General features: G+C 28.5%; 22 protein-coding genes. 8 read left to right on the forward strand and 14 right to left on the reverse strand.

Annotated elements, in window-relative coordinates; genetic code table 11:
* The first annotated feature begins 12 nt into the window (after nucleotides 1–12).
* The 6 genes from KO506_RS15250 to KO506_RS15275 all read left to right on the forward strand — a co-directional run bounded on the left by KO506_RS15250 (nucleotide 13) and on the right by KO506_RS15275 (nucleotide 4,284).
* Nucleotides 13–537: a DUF1697 domain-containing protein gene (locus tag KO506_RS15250; RefSeq protein WP_215995790.1), complete on the forward strand. Its 525-nt coding sequence runs from the start codon at nucleotides 13–15 to the stop codon at nucleotides 535–537.
* 7 nt (nucleotides 538–544) lie between these two features.
* A complete protein-coding gene (locus KO506_RS15255) occupies nucleotides 545–757 on the forward strand; it encodes a DUF6500 family protein (protein WP_215995791.1) in 213 nt (70 codons plus the stop codon).
* A 106-nt stretch (nucleotides 758–863) separates the two neighbouring features.
* Nucleotides 864–1,640, forward strand: coding sequence for an SDR family oxidoreductase (locus tag KO506_RS15260; RefSeq protein ID WP_215995792.1), 777 nt, complete (start codon nucleotides 864–866; stop codon nucleotides 1,638–1,640).
* Nucleotides 1,641–1,787: 147 nt separating this feature from the next.
* Nucleotides 1,788–2,318 carry a 3-hydroxyanthranilate 3,4-dioxygenase gene (locus KO506_RS15265; RefSeq protein ID WP_215996004.1) on the forward strand — a complete coding sequence of 177 codons (531 nt, stop codon included), beginning with the start codon at nucleotides 1,788–1,790 and terminating at the stop codon, nucleotides 2,316–2,318.
* Nucleotides 2,319–3,161, forward strand: coding sequence for a metallophosphoesterase (locus tag KO506_RS15270; RefSeq protein ID WP_215995793.1), 843 nt, complete (start codon nucleotides 2,319–2,321; stop codon nucleotides 3,159–3,161). It begins immediately after the preceding gene.
* A 37-nt stretch (nucleotides 3,162–3,198) separates the two neighbouring features.
* Nucleotides 3,199–4,284, forward strand: coding sequence for an amidohydrolase family protein (locus tag KO506_RS15275; RefSeq protein ID WP_215995794.1), 1,086 nt, complete (start codon nucleotides 3,199–3,201; stop codon nucleotides 4,282–4,284).
* 94 nt (nucleotides 4,285–4,378) lie between these two features.
* Here KO506_RS15275 and KO506_RS15280 read toward each other — a convergent pair whose 3' ends face one another.
* From KO506_RS15280 to KO506_RS15330, 11 genes are all read right to left on the reverse strand, one after another.
* Nucleotides 4,379–5,002: a tetratricopeptide repeat protein gene (locus KO506_RS15280; RefSeq protein WP_215995795.1), complete on the reverse strand. Its 624-nt coding sequence runs from the start codon at nucleotides 5,000–5,002 to the stop codon at nucleotides 4,379–4,381.
* An 11-nt stretch (nucleotides 5,003–5,013) separates the two neighbouring features.
* The gene (locus KO506_RS15285; RefSeq protein WP_215995796.1) at nucleotides 5,014–5,634 is read right to left on the reverse strand and encodes a DUF2306 domain-containing protein; all 621 of its coding nucleotides are present in this window, start codon (nucleotides 5,632–5,634) and stop codon (nucleotides 5,014–5,016) included.
* Nucleotides 5,634–6,065, reverse strand: a complete 432-nt coding sequence (locus KO506_RS15290) for a DUF2141 domain-containing protein (protein ID WP_215995797.1) — start codon at nucleotides 6,063–6,065, stop codon at nucleotides 5,634–5,636. The genes KO506_RS15285 and KO506_RS15290 overlap by 1 nt, the downstream gene beginning before the upstream one ends.
* Nucleotides 6,066–6,155: 90 nt before the next feature.
* Nucleotides 6,156–6,956, reverse strand: coding sequence for an alpha/beta hydrolase (locus KO506_RS15295; RefSeq protein ID WP_215995798.1), 801 nt, complete (start codon nucleotides 6,954–6,956; stop codon nucleotides 6,156–6,158).
* A gap of 141 nt (nucleotides 6,957–7,097) precedes the next feature.
* Entirely contained in the window at nucleotides 7,098–9,254 is a 2,157-nt protein-coding gene (locus KO506_RS15300) for a TonB-dependent receptor (protein ID WP_215995799.1), read from the reverse strand.
* Nucleotides 9,255–9,349: 95 nt separating this feature from the next.
* Entirely contained in the window at nucleotides 9,350–10,270 is a 921-nt protein-coding gene (locus KO506_RS15305) for an AraC family transcriptional regulator (protein WP_215995800.1), read from the reverse strand.
* Nucleotides 10,267–10,620: a hypothetical protein gene (locus tag KO506_RS15310; RefSeq protein ID WP_215995801.1), complete on the reverse strand. Its 354-nt coding sequence runs from the start codon at nucleotides 10,618–10,620 to the stop codon at nucleotides 10,267–10,269. The genes KO506_RS15305 and KO506_RS15310 overlap by 4 nt, the downstream gene beginning before the upstream one ends.
* 1 nt (nucleotide 10,621) lies before the next feature.
* Complete coding sequence (locus KO506_RS15315) at nucleotides 10,622–10,927, reverse strand: hypothetical protein (protein ID WP_215995802.1); 306 nt, start codon at nucleotides 10,925–10,927, stop codon at nucleotides 10,622–10,624.
* Between the two features lies 1 nt (nucleotide 10,928).
* Nucleotides 10,929–12,215, reverse strand: a complete 1,287-nt coding sequence (locus KO506_RS15320; RefSeq protein ID WP_215995803.1) for an NAD(P)/FAD-dependent oxidoreductase — start codon at nucleotides 12,213–12,215, stop codon at nucleotides 10,929–10,931.
* Between the two features lie 52 nt (nucleotides 12,216–12,267).
* Complete coding sequence (locus tag KO506_RS15325; protein WP_215995804.1) at nucleotides 12,268–12,792, reverse strand: hypothetical protein; 525 nt, start codon at nucleotides 12,790–12,792, stop codon at nucleotides 12,268–12,270.
* 273 nt (nucleotides 12,793–13,065) lie between these two features.
* Nucleotides 13,066–13,896 carry a hypothetical protein gene (locus KO506_RS15330; protein ID WP_215995805.1) on the reverse strand — a complete coding sequence of 277 codons (831 nt, stop codon included), beginning with the start codon at nucleotides 13,894–13,896 and terminating at the stop codon, nucleotides 13,066–13,068.
* Between the two features lie 268 nt (nucleotides 13,897–14,164).
* On the opposite strand from KO506_RS15330, the gene KO506_RS15335 reads away from it, so the two are divergent.
* Nucleotides 14,165–16,330, forward strand: a complete 2,166-nt coding sequence (locus tag KO506_RS15335) for a response regulator (protein WP_215995806.1) — start codon at nucleotides 14,165–14,167, stop codon at nucleotides 16,328–16,330.
* 91 nt (nucleotides 16,331–16,421) lie between these two features.
* Here KO506_RS15335 and KO506_RS15340 read toward each other — a convergent pair whose 3' ends face one another.
* Nucleotides 16,422–19,400 (reverse strand): leucine-rich repeat protein, encoded by a 2,979-nt coding sequence (locus KO506_RS15340; protein ID WP_215995807.1) that lies wholly within the window; start codon nucleotides 19,398–19,400, stop codon nucleotides 16,422–16,424.
* A gap of 45 nt (nucleotides 19,401–19,445) precedes the next feature.
* Complete coding sequence (locus KO506_RS15345) at nucleotides 19,446–20,489, reverse strand: hypothetical protein (RefSeq protein ID WP_215995808.1); 1,044 nt, start codon at nucleotides 20,487–20,489, stop codon at nucleotides 19,446–19,448.
* 259 nt (nucleotides 20,490–20,748) lie between these two features.
* On the opposite strand from KO506_RS15345, the gene KO506_RS15350 reads away from it, so the two are divergent.
* Nucleotides 20,749–21,207, forward strand: coding sequence for a hypothetical protein (locus KO506_RS15350; RefSeq protein ID WP_215995809.1), 459 nt, complete (start codon nucleotides 20,749–20,751; stop codon nucleotides 21,205–21,207).
* Between the two features lie 57 nt (nucleotides 21,208–21,264).
* On the opposite strand, the gene KO506_RS15355 is transcribed toward KO506_RS15350, so the two are convergent.
* Nucleotides 21,265–22,152 (reverse strand): metallophosphoesterase, encoded by an 888-nt coding sequence (locus KO506_RS15355; protein ID WP_215995810.1) that lies wholly within the window; start codon nucleotides 22,150–22,152, stop codon nucleotides 21,265–21,267.
* Nucleotides 22,153–22,387 lie beyond the last annotated feature (235 nt).

Genomic DNA, 22,387 nt, shown 5'->3' on the forward strand with positions numbered 1-22,387 from the left:
AATAAAAACACAATGTTTACTTACATCATTTTATTACGCGGAATTAATGTCTCAGGTAAAAACAAAATTCCGATGGCAGATTTACGAGATTTATTAAACAGTTTGGGGTTTCAAAAAGTAAAAACATACATCCAAAGTGGAAATATTATTTTAGATTCAAGTAAAACAAAATCAGTAACTTGTAGAACAATAAAAAAAGGAATTAAAGATAAATTTGGTTTTGATGTTCCTGTAATTGCAAGAACAATTCTAGAATGGGAAAAAGCAATTAACAATTATCCTTTTTCAACAGAAAATGAAAAAATAGTAGCATTTACTTTTTTAGACAAAGCATCAGAAATTACAGAAATTGAAATTAAAAATGTTGGAGAAGATGAATATAAAATAAATGGAGATGTAGTTTATTTAAACTGTCCGTCAACATTTGCAAAAACAAAACTGACAAACAATTGCATCGAAAAAAAAATACAATCAACAGCAACAACAAGAAATTTAAGAACTACTTTAAAATTGTTAGAATTGGCAAAAAGTGAATAAATTAAATATGAATAAAGAAATCAAAGAAAAAATCATACAAGTTTGTGATGATAAAATTGCTAAAAAAGGAGATAATGTTGGTTTGTCTTTTTACGCATTTTTCAAAAACAAAAACGATAATCCAAAATTATTGATGGAAGTTGCCACTTGGTGGATAGAAACTCATCAATTAGATCATTTTGAAAAAGCAGTTAAGATTAAGCAAATGATTAAGGCTTAACCCTCCCAAAGGTAGGGAGTGAGCAATATTATGAAAAATAACAACAAAACTTTAACCACCCAGTTTGAAGTCCCTTCCCTTTGGGAAGGTTAGGATGGGCTTTTTTATGAATTTAGAACTTAAAAATAAAAATGCATTAGTTTGTGGTAGCACACAAGGTATAGGTAAAGCAACTGCAATTTTATTAGCAGAAGAAGGTGCAAATATCACATTGCTAGCCAGAAACGAAGAAAAATTACAAACAGTTTTAGCAGAATTGCCAAATTCAGACCAAAAACATAATTATTTGGTAGCAGATTTTTCGAAACCAGAAGAATTAAAAAGAGTGTTAGAAACATCTAGTTTACAGTTTCATATTCTAGTAAATAATACAGGAGGTCCTGCAGGAGGTCCAATTTTTAATGCAGAAATTGGTGAGTTCGAAAGAGCATTTACCCAACATTTAAAATGCAACCATATTTTAGTACAAACTGTAGCTCCTTTTATGAAAAGTAAATGTTTTGGTAGAGTTATTAATGTAATATCAACCTCAGTAAAACAACCTTTAGATGGTTTGGGGGTAAGCAATACAATTCGTGGTGCAGTCGCAAGTTGGTCTAAAACTATGGCAAATGAATTAGGCGAATTTGGCATTACAGTAAATAACGTTTTGCCTGGTGCAACCAATACAGAACGTTTAAACGAAATCATTAAAAATAAAGCAGAAAAAACAGGTTTGCCCATAGAAAAAGTAGCTGAAATTATGATGAATTCTTCACCTGCAAAACGTTTTGCAAAACCAGAAGAAATTGCAAATGCTATTGTGTTTTTGGCAAGTGAAAAAGCAAGTTATATTAACGGAATTAACGTGCCTGTAGATGGTGGAAGAACAAAAAGTTTGTAAGTCTATCCCTAACCTTCCCAAAGGGAAGGGAATTAAGTTCTGAAAAATAATTACATTAGTAATAGAAATAAAAAAAGTATTAATAAAGAATTCCAAATCCCACCCAGATTGGAGTTCCTTCCCTTTAGGGAAGGTTAGGATGGGCTTATTATGAATCTAGTACAACCAATAAATTTTAAAAAATGGATAGATGAACATCGTCATTTATTAAAACCACCTGTAGGTAATAAACAAGTTTGGGATAATGGAGAGTATATTGTTATGGTTGTTGGTGGCCCAAACAACAGAAAAGATTATCATTATAATGAAACACCAGAATTTTTCTATCAATTAGAAGGCGATATGATTTTAAAAATCATAGACAATAAAGGCAAACAAATTGATGTAGAAATTAATGAAGGTGATATTTATTTACTGCCAGGTAAAGTACCACATTCACCACAAAGAAAAGAAAATACAGTAGGTTTGGTAATCGAGTATCCAAGATCAGAAGGTATGTTAGATGCCTTAGAGTGGTATTGTGAAAACTGTGGAAATCAATTGTATAGAGAAGAATTTAAACTTGATAATATAGAAACAGATATGCCAATTATTTTCGATAAATTTTATTCTGATAAAGAAAAATGTACCTGTAATAATTGTGGAACAATAATGCAAAAACCTCGAAAAATAAAATAAATGAATAGAAAAGCTTTTTTAAAAAAAAGTATGTATTCTGTTTTAGGACTTGGTCTTTTTACAGCTTTTTATTCTTGGCAATTAGAACCATTTTGGCTAGAATTTGTAAAACTAAAAATGCCAATCAAAAATTTGCCAGAAAATTTAGTTGGTAAAAAATTAATGCAAATTAGCGATATTCACGTAGGTAATCGTTTTGATTATAATTACTTAATCGATTCTTTTAAAAAAGCACAAAAGTTAAACCCAGATTTTGTGGTTTACACTGGCGATTTTATCGACTATGAGAGTGAAGAACAATTTACACAATTAAGTACAGTTTTAAAACACGTTGTAACAGGTAAATTTGGAACTGTTGGTGTTTTGGGTAATCACGATTATGGTAAAGAATGGTCGCAAGAAGAAGTAGCACAAAATGTAATTTCTATTTTAAAAGAACATAAAATAGAAGTGCTTAGAAATAGTAAAACCAGTTACCAAGGTTTAAATTTTATTGGTATTGATGATTATTGGAGTTTTAATTTTAAACCAAAAGAAGCAACTAAAAATTTAGATATAAACAAACCCTATGTAGCACTTTGTCATAATCCAGATGTTTGTGATTTAGATGTTTGGAATGGTTATAATAGTTGGATTTTATCTGGTCACACACATGGAGGCCAAGTAAAACCACCCTTTTTACCACCACCAATTTTACCAGTAGAAAACGAAAGATATTCTGCAGGTAAAATAGATTTAGAAGATGGTAGAACATTATATATTAATAGAGCTTTGGGGTGTTTAAGACAAGTTAGGTTTAATGTAAGACCAGAAATTACCATATTCGAATTAGAACAAGCATAAATAATTACTTTTTCAATAATTTAATTTTAAATTAAAAATGTCAAAAAGAAAATTACGCATTAACGGACATTCGCATTTGTTGCCTTATCCAGAAGAAATCCCTCAGTTTATGAAGGAAAAAGAAATTTTTTGGGTAGATGATGAACGTAAACATATGTTACAAAAAGGTTGGAAAAGGCCTGTAACAGATTCTAGTTTCTTTTTAGATGAAAAGCTAAAATGGATGGAAAGAAATAAACTAGATCATGCTGTTGTACTGAATCTTTCTCAGTTATATGGTAATGGTTTGCGTTTAGAAGAGATGAAAAAAGCTTTGCGTTTTCAGAACGATTTTAATGCTAAAATTCAAAAAAATCATCCAAGTAAGTTTACTTGTGGTTTTGTGGTTCATCCTGGTTTTATTTATGGTGCTTTAGATGAAATTAAACGATGTGTAGAAGAATTAGAATTAAAAGTACTTTGTTTGCCAACTCATTTTATGGATTCTATTGGACAATGGAGATGTGTTTTTGATAAAGAAAATGACCGAATTTTTGAATTGGCAGATCAATATAAATTAGCGATTGAAATTCATCCTTATGATGGAGATAAAATGATAAAATTAGAAAATACCAATTGGCGTTTTCATTTAATTTGGATGTTAGCACAATGTGGAGATGCTTATCATTTTTATACTTTAAACGGAATGCAAGAACGTTTTAAAAATATTAGAACTTGTTTTGCACACGGAGGTCAATTGGCACAAATGAATTTAGGAAGAAGAATTCAAGGTTTTGATGGCAGACCAGATTTGTTTGAAGGCAAATACCATCCTAGAAAAGCTGTGGGCCATAAAAATATCTTTTTTGATACTTTAGTTCACGATACAGATTCATTAAAATTGATGTTACAAAGACAAGGAACCAAACAAGTTTTAATGGGTTTAGATGATCCTTATCCTTTAGGAGAAATGGAAAGTGATAAACAATCTTCTTATCCTGGTAAAATATTAGATTTAGCTATCGAAAAAAATATAATTTCTGAAGTAGAAAAAGGTCAAATTTGGGAAGACAATGTATTGCAATGGCTTTTTGGTGATAATGATGTTGCAAAACAAAATTTAATTGATAAAATACTTAGTTAGTATTACAGTTTTCAGTCTACAGTCTACAGTCAGCAGTTGTCGGTTCTTAAATTACTGCCAACTGCTAACTGACTACTGAATACCGTATACTAAACTATCCCTCACATTTTTGTAAAACTTCTTCAGCTCTTTTTAGTTGGAATTTTGGATAAAACTCTTGCTCAACTTTTTCAGCTTTTCCTAATTCAATTGCTTTTTTTATAGCATCGCAATAAGGGGCTGTAGACTTACCAAAGAATTTAGCAGCACCCATTTCCCATTCAGCTTTTCCTAAAATTACTCTTGGGTTATTTGGCGAAATTTCTAAAGCTTTAGCGTATAACATGTTGTTTTTGCCAGATAAAGTCATTCCATATTTTTGACCATCAAAAGCAATATATCCTAAATTTAATAAAGCCTGAGTGATTATAAGCTCTGGGTTGTTTTCTGAATTCGATTTTGCTGCATCTAAAAACTCTTGAGCTTTCGTTAGTTTTGCAGTTAAAACTGTTTCATTTTTTACACCAAAACTGCTTATAATCTCTACAGTTGCTGCATAATAAGCAGGTAGCCAGTTTTCTGGTTCAGCTTTAGAAATGCGTTCAAATAATTGTGATGCTTCTGTTAATTTATTTTGGTTCCATAAATCGAATGCTTTTTGCATTCCTTTTTGATATTTTGTTTGCGCAGAAATCCCTGTCGCAATGAAAATTGCGATGATAAATAATACTTTTTTCATAATGTTAATGTTTAATTTACTGTTTTAAAATGTTGTTTGTTAATAAAGTAAGCGACTAGAATATTTGGCACCCAACACAACCAGGCAATAAGTTTGTAGGCTGGTAAAAAAGCACCAAATAGAGGAATGAATATTGGTAAATAAATTCTTAAGGTAACAGCTGCAAAACAAATTGCATAACTGTATGTCATAAGTTTTTGATGTTTTATAATGTTTCCTTTTTTAATTGTTGTAAAGGCAAATAAAGTGGTTAAAAACCAGGCAACTGCCATTGTCATAAATCCAGATTTAGCAATTATGCCACCAGTAGCAAAGTAACCAATGTAAAGACCAGAAACAGCACTTAATAAAACAGAAATCACATAGATTTTTCCAATGTTTTTATGAAGTTTTAAGTTCTTATTTCTAAATTTTTTGTTGAATTGAAGCCAACCTATACATAAAGCAATACCTCCTAAAATAATATGTATATAAAACATAATATTCCATAAATTATCAGCTAAAAGCTCACTTGATTTACTTGCAAGTAAACCGAATTTTCTATCAGAAACTATAAAATATGCAAAAGGATATAAGCCTATTAAAACCCCACATAAAGCAATTAAATAATAAGATATTTTTTTAAGTAACATTAGTTTACTTTTATGGTTATTGTTTTATTTGTATCTAAATTAAATTTAGCGTCTTTAAATTTAGGAGGTCCCATAAAACCTGTTGCATTATTAGAAAACCCATATGGTTCCTTAGGAATACCAAATATTTTGGTATCCATAATTTTATTGTCATTAGAATCGTGGAATAAAGAAACTGCATATTCACCTTTTGGTAACCCTTTAAAATAAGCTATTGCTTTACCATCTTTTACAATTGCATTGGTTCCTTTTGTGTCTTTACTAGATTTTAAAAATATTTTTTTGCTGTTATAAATGGCAATAAAAACTTTTCCTTTATCTGTTTCCATTCCAGAAATATTGATGGTTAAATCGTAAGTATTTTTATCTTGTGCTTGTAGTGAAATGATTCCGCTAAAAAGAAAAGCTGCTATTAAAAGTATTTTTTTCATATTGTTATTTTTAAATTGTTTCTGTTTGATGATTCAAATATCTGATGTTTTTAGGGTTTTAAAACAAGAAACATACCCAATTGTAATTTTTTATTCCTGAATTGTAAATAAACTATTAATTTTTGATAAAACAGCTTCGCTTTCGTAAGTTATAGCAAGTAAATGCCCTTTTTTAGAAGTGAAAAAAACTTTTGGTTCTGCTGCGTTTTTAAAAACAATTTTAGAATGATTTATAGTTATAGATTTATCTGCTGTACTATGAATAATTAATTTTGGTATATTTTTTATTGTTTTTATTTCTTCTTTAGAAGGGTACATTTTACCTAATGCATTATCTATATAATCATGAACTTGTTCTGGTGCGTTTTCTTTAGCAATATCTGCAAAAGATGAAAAACCACCATCTAAAATTAAAGCGTCTATTTCTTTTTGATGTTTATTAGTAAGATGTGTTGCAATTTGGCAACCTAAAGAAGCACCATAAACAATTAGTTTTTTGTTTTTTATGGCTTTATGTTTTTTCATTTTCGAAAATACAATTTCACTGTCTGTTGCTACATTAATATGAGTTGCGTTTCCTGTAGATTTACCATAACCTCTAAAATCTACTGCATAAACTTGGTAACCATCTTTTACTAAAGGGGCTATCATAAATTGATAGGTAGAAATATTACCTCCTGCTCCATGAAAAAATAAAATGGTTGCTTTTGCTGATTTTTTTGGTTGAAAAAAAATAGTGTGTATTGTGTCTTTTTCTACTAATATAAAATCTTCTGTATGCGGAATTTCAATTTTTTTCAATTTTTTACTTGGATAATAAAATCGATCTTCGAATTGTGCATTGGTAAATTGAATAAGAAATAGAAATAATATTGTTGTAAATGTTTTCATTAGTTAAAAAGTATAATGGTTAATTATTATGCTGTTCGTTTGCAAACAGACATAGCCCTGATTGAAGCATTTGTTTGAGCTCTTTTTTCTTTTTCAGAAAAAAAGCGAGTGCTGAAAGCAGGAAATAGCTTCTAAAAAAAATTATAGATTATCTAATTGATTTGATTTTTTGTCATCGCTAATTGTCCAGAAAAAGCCTACAAAAAAGAAACTATCTGCATTGGGTACAATGGCTTGCCTATCAAAATTTCCATTTGTATTTGGTGTGTTTTTATAATTGTAGCCAAAGACATTTTTGGTGCCTAATGCGTTATTTACAGAGAAATATAAAATTTTTTGTTGGTCTATTAAATACGCCCAATTTAAACTTACAGAATTGTAATTTTTGGTTTTATTATTTAAAAAACCTGGCTCATTTGGGTTTGTGTACGTTCTACCAGATGCAAAATTGTAAGTAATACCAAATTGACTTTGCCATTTTTCTACCCAATGTTTACCAACAATCGATAAATTATGTGCAGATGCAAAATTTGGTGTTGCTGAGGTTGTGTAGTTTCTGTAATCTCTTTCTGTGTCTAAAAATGAGTAAGATACCCAATAATCTGTGTTTTTAATTTTTTGATTTTGTCTCCAGAAAATATCAATTCCTTTTGCATAGGCAGTTCCGTTATTTGAAAAATTAGAATCGAAACTAGCTATTTCTGAATCGTACTTTACCAAATCTTTATAGTCTTTATAATATGCCTCAATTCTAAAGATTTGGTTCTTTTTTGTATGTTGATAATTAGCTATTAAATGCGAAGTATTTTCTGCTTTAAAATCTTGATGAAACTTTAAATAATTATTGCTAGGGTTTTGATAAAATTGACCATAAGCCAATGATAATTGCGAACTTTTACCAGTTTTGTAAGATAATGATGTTCTTGGGGATACTGTAAATTGGTTTAGTAAATCAGAATTTTCTACTCTAACACCAATTTTTGCGGCTAAATTTTTAGAGAAAAAGATGTCTGTTTCTGCAAAAGATGCAAAAAGATTATTATTAAAACCATAATCAAATTTTTGATTGTTGACAGGTGTGTAATCTTCGTTAAAATCAGTGATAAAATATTCAGAACCAAATGCTATTCTAAATCTGCTAGAAAATTGTTTTCTGATTTTTACTTTAAAATGTGCTGAGTTTTCTGTGTTGTTTACAACATCATCAATAATTTTTACGGTAGAATTATCATTTGTAAAACTTACTCCACTTTCTATTTTCCAATTGTTGCCAAACTTATTTTTGTAGGTACTATTTATGTAGAGGTTTCTGTTTTGTAGTCCAAAACGAAATCCGTCTTCGAAATTAATATCATCTTGAATAACATCTAAATCTGTATAACTAAAAGCGCCATACACTTTTAACATAGAATCGTCTTTAAAATTGTGTCTGTAAACAGCTTCTCCACTTGCAGCTTGGTAAGGTTTTAGCCAATTATTTCTATCTGGAAATGCTGCTGTATAAGGACCAAGGTTTATATAAGAGGTATTTATACTTAAAGAATTGTTATCCCAAATTTGTGTGTTACCAAGACCAACACCCAATGTCATTAAAGAAATGTCTGTTTTTTCTTGGTCTGGTTTGTCTATGGTTGTTAAATCTAATACACCAGATAAAGCTTGCCCATATTCAGCTGAATAACCACCAGTAGAAAATGTAATTCCTTTGAATAAAAATGGTGAATAACGACCACGAGTTGGAGTGTTGTTTGGTGTTGGACTGTAAGGTGTAAAAACACGAACACCATCTATAAAAATTTGTGTTTCTTCTGCATTACCACCTCTAACAAAAAGACGACCATCTTCTGCTGCTGCAGAAGTTCCTGGTAAGGTTTGTAAAGCTCCTAAAACATCGCCAACTGCACTTGCTGTGGTAACAATATCTAAAGGTTTTAAAACGGTTACTTTTGCTTTTTCGCCAGCTTTAAATGTACCAGCGTTTATGGTAACAGCATCTAAAGAATTTATATCGTCTCTTAATTTTACTTGTAAATTTTTGAATTTAGATACATCATCTATTTTTACAAAAGTTTCAAAAGAAACAAACGATATTACTAAGGTTTGTGTTCCTGTTTCTTCTGTTGTAAAAGTATATTCTCCTTTTTCGTTGGTTGATGTTCCATCGTAAGTGCCTTCTAAATATACACTTGCTCCTAAAATTGGTTGTTTTTTAGAGTCAGTAACTTTACCAGATATTGTGGTTTGTGCTAATAAAGAAAATTGAGTTATGGTAAATAGTAAAAATAAAATTCGTTTCATCATTATTAATTTTTGATGGTACAAAGATGTAATGATGTTCAATAAAAAAATAAAAAGAAATACTGAGTTGTAAGTTTTGGTTGATGAATTGTGTTTTATAAAATAGGAATACAGAAGTCTACAATAAACTTGTTTTCTGGATGTTCTGCAGCATTGTTATAGTAAATTTCAAAAGGATCATTATCGGCTTTTTTGTATCCATTTTCAGACATCCAAACAAAAGAAGATTCCCAAGCTTGCTGAAATTGAAAAGGTGTAATTTCGAATCGAGAAACAATACATTTTGTTGGACTTAGTATTCTTAAATTTACTGAATCATCTAAATCAATAGGATCATTTAAAACAATACAGGCACTCATTCTTAAATTATTTGGCTCTGTAATTTTAGGACTATCATGATAAATAGTTACCATTCTTGTTTGCTCATTTATTAAACCTTTTGGTGTTGCCCATTTTACTAATTTGTTATAAACACTGCCAATTGCATCAATTTTTCCTTTATGAGAAATGTATGCTAAATCTAATCTTGGTGTTTTTTTTATTTCTGGCTTTGTGTTCATTTTTAACCAATTTAATGCGTTATTGATATTACAAATATATTGCTCAAAACTAATTTTAATTTGTCCTTTCTTGCTTTCTGTTTTGCTAATCTTGCTAAATTTATTAGGAGTTATTTCTTTGAATCTGGTTGGTGAAATTCCGTAGAATTTTTTAAAAGATTTAGAAAATGATGATAAATTAGTATACCCTATAAGTTCAGAAATTTCAGTTACAGTTTTATCTTTTTGATGCAATAAAAAAGAAGCTGCTTTTTCTATTCTTTTTCTATTGATAAAATTTTGTAAAGTTTCATTGGTAACAACTTTAAATAATCTATGAAAATGAAAAGGAGAGAAGTAGGCTTTTTGAGCAACTTTTTCTAAGGTTAGTTTTTTGTCTAAATTTTCTTCAACATACACAATAGCATCACAAATTCTGGTAACTGTATTGTTTGTTATTTTATGTTGTGTATTCAATTTTGGTTGTTTTGCAGTTTGTAGAAAATGAATCCGCTTGCAAAATAAAGAATAACATCAACAAAATCTTTGGTATATCTTGCTAAATATTTAGGGAAAATAAATTCGAAGAGTATACTATACATAAAACAAACATATAGAATTATGGGTAGTGTTAAAGTAAAATCAGGATTGTTTCTAGACCATTTTAAGAAATGTAAACTCAAATAAAGTACAATAGGTATTATTAAAAAATCATTCAAATAATTATTGGTGATTTTAGGTAAAGAAATATTAAAATATTGAAAGAGGTAAATGGTAATACCTAAAAGAATTGATGAAATACAATAAATAGATAATTTTTTATTCATTTTAACCAGCTGCAACCATTGCAATAAACCAAGCTAAACCAGCACCAATAGCACTTACAACTGTAATAGCTGAATAAATTACCCAGCCTAAAACTCTAAAAAACATATTAGGATGTCTCTTTAAACGTTCAGCTAAATTAGGATTTTCAATTTCGCGTATAGCTTCTTTAATCTGTTTTTGTTTTTCGGCTTTAATTTTAAGTTCTCGTTTTTTTTGATAAGATATTAAATGACCACAATTTTCACAATAGTCTTTATTGGTGTTAAAAACTCCGCAGTTAGGGCATTTAATTCTTCTTATACTCATTTTAAGATAATTTATTTTTCTTCTTAAAAGGACGAATGATTAGTCTTGTTTCTCTATCAAAACGAATGTAGTTATACACCCAATTTAGAAATACAATGGCTCTGTTTCTAAAACCTATTAAAGAAAAAAGATGTACAAACATCCAAACAAACCAAGCAAAAACTCCTTGAAATTTCCATTTAGGTAAATCTACAACAGCTTTATTTCGTCCAATTGTAGCCATAGAACCTTTATCATTATAGATAAAAGCTTTCTGTTTTTTATTAAAAATCTTTGCTAAAATATTTTTTGCAACCAATTTACCTTGTTGAATTGCAGGTTGTGCCATCATTGGATGTCCATAAGGATTTTCTTTGGATGACATACATGCAACATCACCAATTGCATAAATATTAGGATGATTTACTACTTGATTAAATTCATTAACTTTAATTCTTGCTGCACGTTCTATAACACACTCAGCTTGTAAACCATCAACCATTTCTCCTTTAACACCAGCAGCCCAAATTACAGTTTCTGCCCTAAAGTTATCTTCTCCATTAGTCGTTACAATTTTGCCATCGTAATCTAAAACACGCAAATTTTTCCAAACGTTTACACCTAATTTAATTAAAAAATCTTCAGCTTTTTCAGAAGCTTTTGCACTCATCCCTTTTAAAATACATCCAGAACTCTGTATTAGGTTTATGTTCATTTGTCTAATATCTAAATCTGGATAATCTTTTGGCAAAATTCCTTTTTTCATTTCTGCTAAAGCACCTGCTAATTCTACTCCTGTAGGTCCACCACCAACAATTACAAAATTCATTAAAGCTTTTCTTTCTTCTAAGTTTGATGTTAAAAGTGCTTCCTCAAAATTTTCTAAAATTAAACTTCTGATGTCTAAAGATTGAGGTACAGATTTCATTTCCATCGTATTTTTTTGGATGTTGGTGTTTCCAAAAAAGTTGGTTGTAGAACCTGTAGCAATAATTAATTCATCATAATCTATATTACCAATAGAAGTTTCAATTTCGTTTTTATCAGGATTAATTTTTATAACGTTTGCCAATCTAAAAAAGAAATTATCAACATCGTTAAAACGTTTTCTTAACGGAAAAGCAATAGAATCTGGCTCTAAACCACCAGTTGCTACTTGATATAACAAAGGTTGAAAAGTATGATAATTATGTTTGTCTATTAAAACAACTTGTAGTTCTTGTTTCTCTAAACCTTTTGCTGCAGCCAAACCTGCAAAACCACCACCAATTATTACTACTCTAGGAAAACTTGACTGTGGTATGTTCATTTTAAACGGATTGATTTTTAGAATGGCAAATTTACTGAAAACCGATCATTTCTTATTTGAAACTTCTTTTTATTTCTAGCAATGTTTTATCAGAAGAAATAAATTCTGATATTATTTTAAATCGTAAATCTTTGATTGGTAAATTAAAATAAGTTGCCCATTTATCATCTTTAAATAAATGATTTATTTGTTTTATTCTTTTTTGAGCTTCTGAATAGGTAAATAAAATGTGTTCTTTTATTTCTTTTTCTGATTTAATTTTGGCTGTTTTTTCTTTAAAATCAACAGAAATAAAAAAGAGTTTTTCTGATGAGTTAATAGGGTAGAAGTTTGCCCATTTTGCAAAACCAATTACAATATTTTGGTTTTTGTAATTATCATTAGCAATTAATTTCCATCTGCAATTGGCAACTCTTCCCCAATGATTGGATTTTCTGTAAACCCCTTCTTTGGTATAAAAGTATTGACTTTCAGATTTACTTTTATAATTTGTGTTTTCTGGAAAATCAAAATCATTAACTTGTTGAAATTCACAGAAAGTGTATTTAAAGAAGTTGTTTTTGTTAAAAGTTTTCAAAACGTTGTTTTTGCAAAAATACTATTCTTAATGTTTACAAAACGTCTAAAGTAACATTTGAACTTGTTAATTGGAGATAATAGCAAAACAATGTTTTTAAAATGTAGATGCTGAAACTTTTTATACTGTGTATAATTAGAGTCCGTTTTTCTGGAAAATAGTAGTTTTAATACTTACTATATTGATAATAGCAAAAACCTACAATTTGGATTGTAGGTTTTTATTATTATTAAAACGTATTATTTAGTACTTTACTAAAATACGGTTGTTACATTAATTTATATTTACTGACATTGTTTTGTAAGTACTTTTTCTAGCAGAATATTCATCTCCAACAACTTTTGGTGTTCCTACAATTTGAAAAATGTAATCGCCACTTTCTGTTATAAAACTTAAACTAGATCCATTTATTGAATTAGTGCCCCCAAAAGAACTAACATCTGTACTTCCTAAAGTATTTAAAGCTGCATCATAAACGAATAATTTAAGATTTAATCCAGTAGAAAAGTTTACAGAATTAAGGTAGCCTAAATAAAAAGTATTAGAAAGATTTATATTATTAGGTATTGTATAGTTTGTACTAGATGTTTTAAAAAAGATGTCATATAAATACTCTGAATTATCTGCATCGTATACGTAATATGTTCTTTCTCCTTGGTTAGGTACATTATTTATAATAACCTCTGTATTGCTATCTTCTTCTAAAACATAAGCTTGGTAAGTATCTGGAACTGCATCAAATTCGGCCTTGTCAAATTTTAAAATAGTTTCTCCATATTCATCAATTTTATCAAAAGTTAAAGCTACTTTATATTCATTTTCTAGATAATCTCCCTTAATAACAATGCTATAATTATAAGCATCGTTATAATTTTCTACTTTAATAATTGGTGTAAAACTATTATTGATCACGTCTCCAAACTGAATGTTTGTATAGCCATTATCACTATAACTTGTATACGACTCAAAATTTGCAGCAGTAATACTTTGTTCTTTAATCATGTCATCATCTTCATTATTTGAGCAAGAAACAAATACCATTGTAATTGCTATTAATACTAATTTTGATGTTTTTATTAATTGTGTTTTTTTAAAATTTTTCATTATAAAATATGTTTTTTTTTATACCCACAAATCTATTAGCAAACAGTTATTTACGTCATTCAAAAAATGTCTATTTAAATCATAGTGCAACTATTTAATTCAAAAAATGACCATATGAATCAATTTAACTTTGTATGGTAGAAAAAAATGGGCTTAATATATTTATATTTACAAAAAAATAAAGACACCAAAACTTTACTGTCTTAGAGTACATTTAGCCCTTTTAAAAGATTTTAATTTTGTTTAAAAGTTAATATTTAATTGTTTTATGAGAAATAAGTATGAAAGCATTATAGCTTTAGGAACAAAAAATAATTTTTCGAATAACCTTAATAAAAAAATACGTTTATTAAATACTTATTGTTTAGTTTGGGGGCATGTAGTTTTCTTTTTTTTATGTTTAGAAACACTTATTGGTTCTGGGCTTGAGGTTGTTAATCAAAACACTATAACTTTTGATTTTATTAATGTAAAATCTTTAGTTACTCATTTTTTTATACTCACCTCACTAATTTCGATAGTTTTTCTTAATAAAAACTTTCATTTTAAATGGGGGCGTTTTATTTTTATAAGTACTGTTATTATAGTAAATGTCTATGCTTCTCTTATTATTTCTCCTGGTAGCTATATTGAGTATTATTTTTTATTAATTTCACCTATAGCTATTACACTTTATGAGAAAAAAATTACATCATACCTTTTTTTAGCTATCGGTTTTTTGTGCTTTTTAACCCCCTACTATATTTATATTGTTTATCCTCCTGAATATGTTGATCGATTAATAATTTTAGAAACTGCATGTATTTTTTTAGTGATACACCTTTTAGTAAATTATTTTAAAGCAAATAATTTAAAATATGAAAGGCTTTTATCTTTAGAAAGAGATAAAGTACTTTCCGATAAAATAATACTTGAAAAACAAGAAGCAGAATTGCACGAGTTGAATGAGTTTAAATCTCACTTTTTTGTAAACTTATCTCATGAAATACGAACACCATTAACATTAATTCAAGGGTATACAAATCAATTAAAATTTAAAGAATCTGATAAAGAGAACAAACAAAAAACAACAATTATAAAAGAGCAGTGCCAACAAATGCAAGATATTATTAATAGTATTATGGATTTGAGTAAAATGGAAAGCAATCAATTTAAATTAATAAGTACTCCTGTTGATATTAACGTTTTATTAGAAAAACACTACACTAATTTTGAAAGCCTTTTCACTAAAAAAAACATAAACTTTACTTTTAATAACAAAACTTTAGAAACCAGTATTTTAGTAGATGAAGAGCTTTTTTCTAAAGCCATTACTAACTTACTTAGTAATGCATTAAAATTTACACCAACTAATGGAACTGTTTCTATAAATACTTCTTATAATGTTGATGGTCTTAATATTGATATTATAGACGATGGTATTGGCATCAATAAAGAAGAAACAGAAGCTGTTTTTAAACGTTTTTATCAAGTTAAAAACGATATAACAAAAAGCCAAGGAAGTGGTATTGGTTTGGCTTTTACAAAGAGTATAGTTCATGCTCATAATTTTACAATAGATGTAGAAAGTAGTTTTGGAAAAGGTTGTTGCTTTACTATTTCTATTCCAAAGAAGTATTTGAGTTCTTCCACAAATAAATCATCAGTAAAAACTATTGATATTATTGATGAAAATACAAGGATTACTACAAAAAAAACAAAAACAACTTTTGTAAATAAACAACCAAAAATACTGGTTGTAGATGATCATGAACAAATGAGAGCTTTCTTAAAAAAGGTATTAAAAAACTACGATGTTACTGAAGCTGAAAACGGAAAAGAAGCTCTTGGTAAACTTCATAAAAATAGTTTTGATCTTATCTTAACAGATTATATGATGCCTGTTATGGATGGAGAAAATTTGGTAAAAGAACTAAAAAAACAACAAAATAAAACACCAATTATAGTACTTACTGCAAGAACAGATCAGCAAGGAAAATTATCTATGTTACGTTTAGGTATAGATGGTTATTTACACAAACCTTTTTTAGAAGAAGAACTTTTAATTAATATTAAAAATTCTATAGCACTTTATAAAAATGTTAAAGAGTTTGATAAAGAAAATTCTCCAGAAACTTTAAAAAGTTTAAATGAATATGCTGATAAATTTAATACTAAAATTACATCTTACATAAACAAAAACCTAAACTCTCATTTGCTTACAGTGGATTCTATATCAGAATATATGAATGTTTCTAGAAGTACATTAAATCGTAAAGTAAAAAGTATCTTAGGACAAACTGTTAACCAATTAATACAAGAAGCACGTTTAGAAAAAGCACGTAATTTAAGAATAGAAGACCCTTTTGCTACGAAAAAAGAAATTGCAGAAGCTGTTGGTGTTACAAACACTACTTATTTGTTTGATAAATTAAAAGAACGTTATGGTACTTAAAAAGTATCGTTTTATATTATAATATTTCCGTAAAAAAAAACCTCATAAACATTATGTTTACAAGGTTTTAACAAACTAACTAAACTACTTTTTACTCTTTCATAAATCGTTTTGTGGAAATATTTCCATCTTCAGTTTCTATTTTAATTAAATAAATACCTTTATTTAAGTTAGATGTTGTAATACTTTTTGATGAAGTTTCTAAAACCTTTGTACCTAATACAGAATAGATGGTTGCTCGTTTTAAGTTGCTATCCATTTTTATATTTAAAACTGATGTTGTTGGGTTTGGGTATATAGAAACCGAATTTAAACTAAAATCATCTACACTTAATGCTCCACAATTTGTACTAAAACTTGTTTGGGCATCTATATTTGTCCAGTTGGCATCACTATAAGCAACATCATCTACAGTAACACAAGTAAGATTAGGATTTGTACCTGCATAAAAACTTGCGGTTACTATATTACTGTTATTACCATTTGCTACATTTAAACTTGTTAATTGGTTAATAGCACAAGATAATCTTGTTAAAGCTGTATTATTAGTAAGATCTAAACTTGTTAATTGATTATTAGAACAATGTAACTGTTCTAAAACCGTATTATTAGAAAGATCTAAACTTGTTAATTGGTTATTAAAACATTGTATTTGTTCTAAAGCCGTATTATTGGAAAGATCTAAACTTGTTAATTGGTTATAATTTAAAGTTAAAAATTCTAAATTTATATTATTAGTAACATCTAAACTTGTTAATTGATTGATATGGCACCATAAGTTTATTAATAAGGTATTTTGGGAAACATCTAAACTTGTTAATAAATTACCATTACAAGCTAAGGTTGTTAAAGCAGTGTTAGCAGAAACATCTAAACTTGGTATTAAATTATTGCCACAATCTAAATATGTTAAAGCTGTATTATTAGAAACATCTAAACTTGTTATTACATTACCATTACAAGCTAAGGATGTTAAAGCTGTATTAGCAGAAACATCTATACTACTTATGTAATTATTATAATTACAATTTAACTCTGTAATATTAATAAATGCCTCAATACCTGTTAAATAATTAATCGTTAAACTACTAACGTCTATTGTACCAGTAAAAGCACTTGCTTCACTACATTGAATTTCTGTGTCTCCATTTGTGTTTATTGCTGTGTTACCTACTAAATACGTTTTAAATTTTGTGTCTGGTATGTTTACGATACAAGTTGTACAACTTGCACTATAAGTAGCAGTAGCATCTTTATACCAATCAGTTGGCGAAGTACCTACAATAGCAGCATCTACCTCAATACAAGTTAACGCAGTATTATTTGTAGCATAAAAAGAGGTCATATTTGCATTATTTCCATTGGCTATATTTAAACTTGTTAATTGGTTCTCATTACACCATAATAATACTAAATTTGGTTGCGCAGAAACGTCTAAACTCGTTAATTGGCAATCAGTAGCAAAAAAGTCCTCTAAAGCAGTGTTAGTAGAAACATCTATACTCGTTAATTGGGTTCTACTAATAGCTAGCCTTACTAAAGCAGTATTAGCAGAAACATCTATACTTGTCATTGGGTTTGTATCAAAATCAAGTTCTGTTAAAGCTGTATTACTTGAAACGTCTAAACTCATTAATTGGTTAGTATGACAACTTAAATTAGTTAAAGCCGTGTTAGCCGAAACATCTAAACTCGTTATTTGGTTTTCACCACATTTTAATTCTGTTAAAGCAGTGCTAGAAGGAAGATTTATACTCGTTAATTGGTTGTCTCGACAATCTATACTTGTTAAAGCTGTAAAATCTTCAATACCAGTTAAATCTGAGATATTTAAAGATATAGCAACTATTGAACCTGTAAAAGCAGTTGCTTCACTACATTGTATTTCTGTATCTCCATTTGTATTTATTAATGAATTACCTACTAAATATGCTTTAAAGTTTGCGTCTGGTATGTTTACGGTACAAAGTGATGCCACTTCTGTTACACTTTTAAAACCAACCCAACCAGCTGTAGTATAGGCCGTTGTTGTATTTTCTGGTATGGTTAAATCTGTATCAATATTATTATTACTAAAAGTAAAACTTAATAATGTTGCTGGTGTTGTACTTTCTGAAGTAACGTCTGTTAAATAATAATTATTTTCAAATGCTGAAGCTCCAATAGTTGTTACAGATGCAGGAATGGTTATACTTGTTAATGAATTATTTTTAAAAGCAGCAGCTCTAATAGTTGTTACAGATGCAGGAATGGTAACCTCTGTTAATGAATTGTAATCAAAAGAAGCATCTCCTATAGTAGTTACATTATAAGTAGATCCAGCACTAGTAACTGTTGCTGGTATGCTAATTGTAGTGTTTGTTCCTATATAATCATAAGTAGCAACGATATCATTATTTGTAATGTCTAATATTTGATAAACGATATCATTTTGAGTAAACGTATAATCAATTGAATTAATGGTATTAAAACCAACCCAATTGGCATCTAAATATGTTTGTTCTAAACCTGTTGGTATTGTTAAATCGATACTATTATTGTTATCAAAAACACCACTTAATAAAAATGCTGGATTTGTGCTTTCTGAAACAACTGATACTAAAGATGAATTATAATTAAAAGCTTCAGCACCTATAGTTGTCACAGATGCAGGAATGGTAATATTTGTTAATGGGTTATAACTAAAGGAACTTTGTCCTATTGAAGTTACAGAATTAGGAATGCTAACACTCGTTAATGAATTAAAAAGGAAAGCATCTTCACCTATTGAAATTATTGAATTAGGAATGCTAACACTTGTAAGTGAATTTGAGCGAAAAGCTTCTTCTCCTATCGAAGTTACATTATAGGTTGTCCCATAAAAAACGGTTGAAGGTATGGTAGGTGTAAAATTATTTACATCTAAATAGTCTGTAACTGCAACTTCTCTCACAGAAGAAGCACTTGCTGTACCTGCTACAGTTATTTTGTATTCAAAACCGCCTACTGTAAAGATAGTTCCAACAGTTTGTTGTGCATTTGCCACCATAGCAACAAATGTTACTAAGAATAAAATTAATTTTGTTTTCATAATTTAATGTTTTTAATATTTATTTTTTCGTTTTTTAAGGCTTAATTATCTTACAGTAATGGTGTTACCACATCCAGAATTTTTACTGTACACTTTTGTATTGGTAGTTGTATTATTTACTTGTATATATGCATCTTGACCACAACTCCACTTTACAGAACCTCCAGCACTAATTTTTGTTCCTCTGTTCTTGCTTCCACTACGTGCTACATAAATAGCACTTCCGCTAGTATTTCGTAGCGTTACAAAATCTGCTTTTTGACGACTTTGATAATTTGCTTCGTTTTGTCTTTTTCTGCGCTCTAAGTCTTTCCATTCTGGTGTAGCTTTTACAGAATCATTATATCTTTTAGCTTCTGCATAAGATGCATCTTTGGCTGCTTTTTCTTTTGCCATTTTGTTTTTAGTAAGGTTTGCAACGTTTGTGTCTGATTGTTTTTGTGCTGCAGTTCTACCATTTTGTTTTGCTTTCATGGTAACCAAATAATCAGTAATCAATTTCCTTATATTCTTCTTTTTAAACTCTTTATATTCAGACCCAAAAACACCTGCAGATCCTAATGCTTCATTTTTTAATGCCTTCATTTTAGAGAAAAAAGAATTTTTCTTTTTTTTCTTTTTTGTATTATCACTTGCTGCTTCAACCTTTCCTGCTTTAATGAAAACACTTAAAATGTCTTTAAAAGTGGCGTTTTTAGTTGAAACTCCTTTAAGGCAAAAAACGTAATCATCTATAGAAACATAATAATAGTAATAGCCCCAATCTTCTTGACTTATTACTGATTCATAAGGATATCCTTTACAATCTATTTTTTTATCTGAAATATCAACTGTTACATCAGTTTTACCTTTTTTTGGGCCTTCTTGTAGAATAGTAGAAAATTTATAGCCTTCTCCAGTTGATAAATATTTCTTTTTAAATTTAACTGCTTTAAGCTTTTTTGTAGCTTTAAAAGTACCATCACCATTTTCAGTAATTCCACTATATATATTATATGTGTCCTTTTCAGAAATGTTATCGAAAAAACTTTTTTGGGCTTGAGTTGCAGCAGTAATTAATACCACTATTGCTAAAATTAATTGTTTCATTTTTTTCATTTTTTGTATTAGTTTGTTTTTTTATTTCATGTCAAAATTACTTCTAAACAGATATTTACATCATTCAAAAAATGGCTATTCAAATCAAAAAGCAACTATTTGATTCAAAAAGCATCCATTTGATTCAAACTGTTATTAGGGTAAAATAATTATATAATTAAAGTATATATTTGGGTAATGTTTGGCTGAAATAAGCTAATTATTTAGTGTTAGATTTTATATTAATACAAATTATTAAAAATTAAAAATCATGAAATTAAAAGGATTATTACTAGTATTATTGGTTAGCGTTTTAAATATAAATGCTCAAGACTATTTCCCAAAGAGTGATGTATTCAATGGAAAATATTACTCATTAAATAAGATCGGCAATCCTGGGCAAGAAGTAAAAGAAGTATACCTAGCAGTTGGAGAACCAGGTACAACAAAAATGATGACTCTTAGCTTAACAAAAGGTGGTATGCCAGCATATTTTGTATTTCAAGAACCTGTTGCTAAAAAAATAAAAAAAGCTGTTTTTCGTAACAGAATGTCTATGATTTTTATGTATGATGAAAACAGTTTAGTTATGGTTAGAGAAAAAAAAGAACGAAATCAAGCTGAAGGTGAAACAGTAGTAGATTTTTTTAGTAAAGACAAAGTAAAAGTTTCTACAATGACAAGAGAAAAGGCATTAGAATACGCAATGCAATATGTTGGAGAGTTTTAATAATCTTGGATTTAATGTTGTAACGCAACAAAACGTATATTTTTTTGATGTAAACATTTACTGAATCACTAATTTTCTAGAAAGTTCTCTCTCAAAACCTTCAACAAAAATAGTGTCTTTGCTAAATTTTACTTTTGCAAATGCAGAAGAGTTTTCTGTGTCTACCATTCCTTTAAAAGTTAAGTAATGTACATTGTCTACATACTCGTATGCACCTGCATGATTATGGCCATTAAAAAATAACTTTACGTTTTTATAAGGTTTTATTAGTGATAAAAATTGTTCTCTATTCCAGATATTATGTTGGTCTACAGGATAAATAGGAAAATGACAATAGAATCCAACTTTTTGATTTTCTTTAGTAGCCAAATCTAATTCAGATTTTATCCACTTTAGTTGTGTGTTGCTTAAAGCGCCATTATACTTTTTTACATAAGGTAAATTTTTATCCTTTAAAATATTATAAAGAGAATCTGTTTGTTGTTTTTTATCAGCAGAAATTGCTCCATAAAAACTTAAATCATTACCATCTAAAACTATAAAACGCCAATTCTTTTTGGTGAAGCTGTAATACCTGTTTTTTAAATTTAGTTTAGCAATAATTTTCTTTTTGTTAGGTTCACCAACATCAAAGTCGTGGTTTCCTAAAACGTGATAAGATGTTGATTTTAAAGAATTCCAAGTTGGTAGAATACTGTCTAAACTACTTATTCTTTGATCTATAAAATCGCCTAAATGAATGGTGTAACTTAAAGAGTCTTTATTTAAGGTTGCTATTGCTTCTTTTAATCTTTGTGGTGATTTTTTATAATATCTATCCCATTTTATTTCGCAATTACAATACTGGCAATCAGAAATTACACCTATTTTAAAAGTAGTGTTATTTGTTTGTTGAGAAGATGCAATATTTAATATAAAAGCAAAAAATAAAATTATTTTTTTCATTATTTAATGTAATTAGTTACAAATATATTGTAATAAAAAACGCAATCAAATTAAAGATTATGTTTTAATAATTAGATTTTTAATGATTTATTTATTGTGTAAAAATAAGAAACCGAACTGTAAATACAGTTCGGTTAATGTTTTAAATAAGCTATCCCCCAATAGAATATTTAAAAAAAAGGACTACTTGAGTAATCCTTTAAAATTTATGGTTGAATTTTTTTGTTAAAGGTAA

The sequence above is a fragment of the Polaribacter vadi genome (genome assembly GCF_018861005.1).
Taxonomy (GTDB): domain Bacteria; phylum Bacteroidota; class Bacteroidia; order Flavobacteriales; family Flavobacteriaceae; genus Polaribacter; species Polaribacter vadi_A.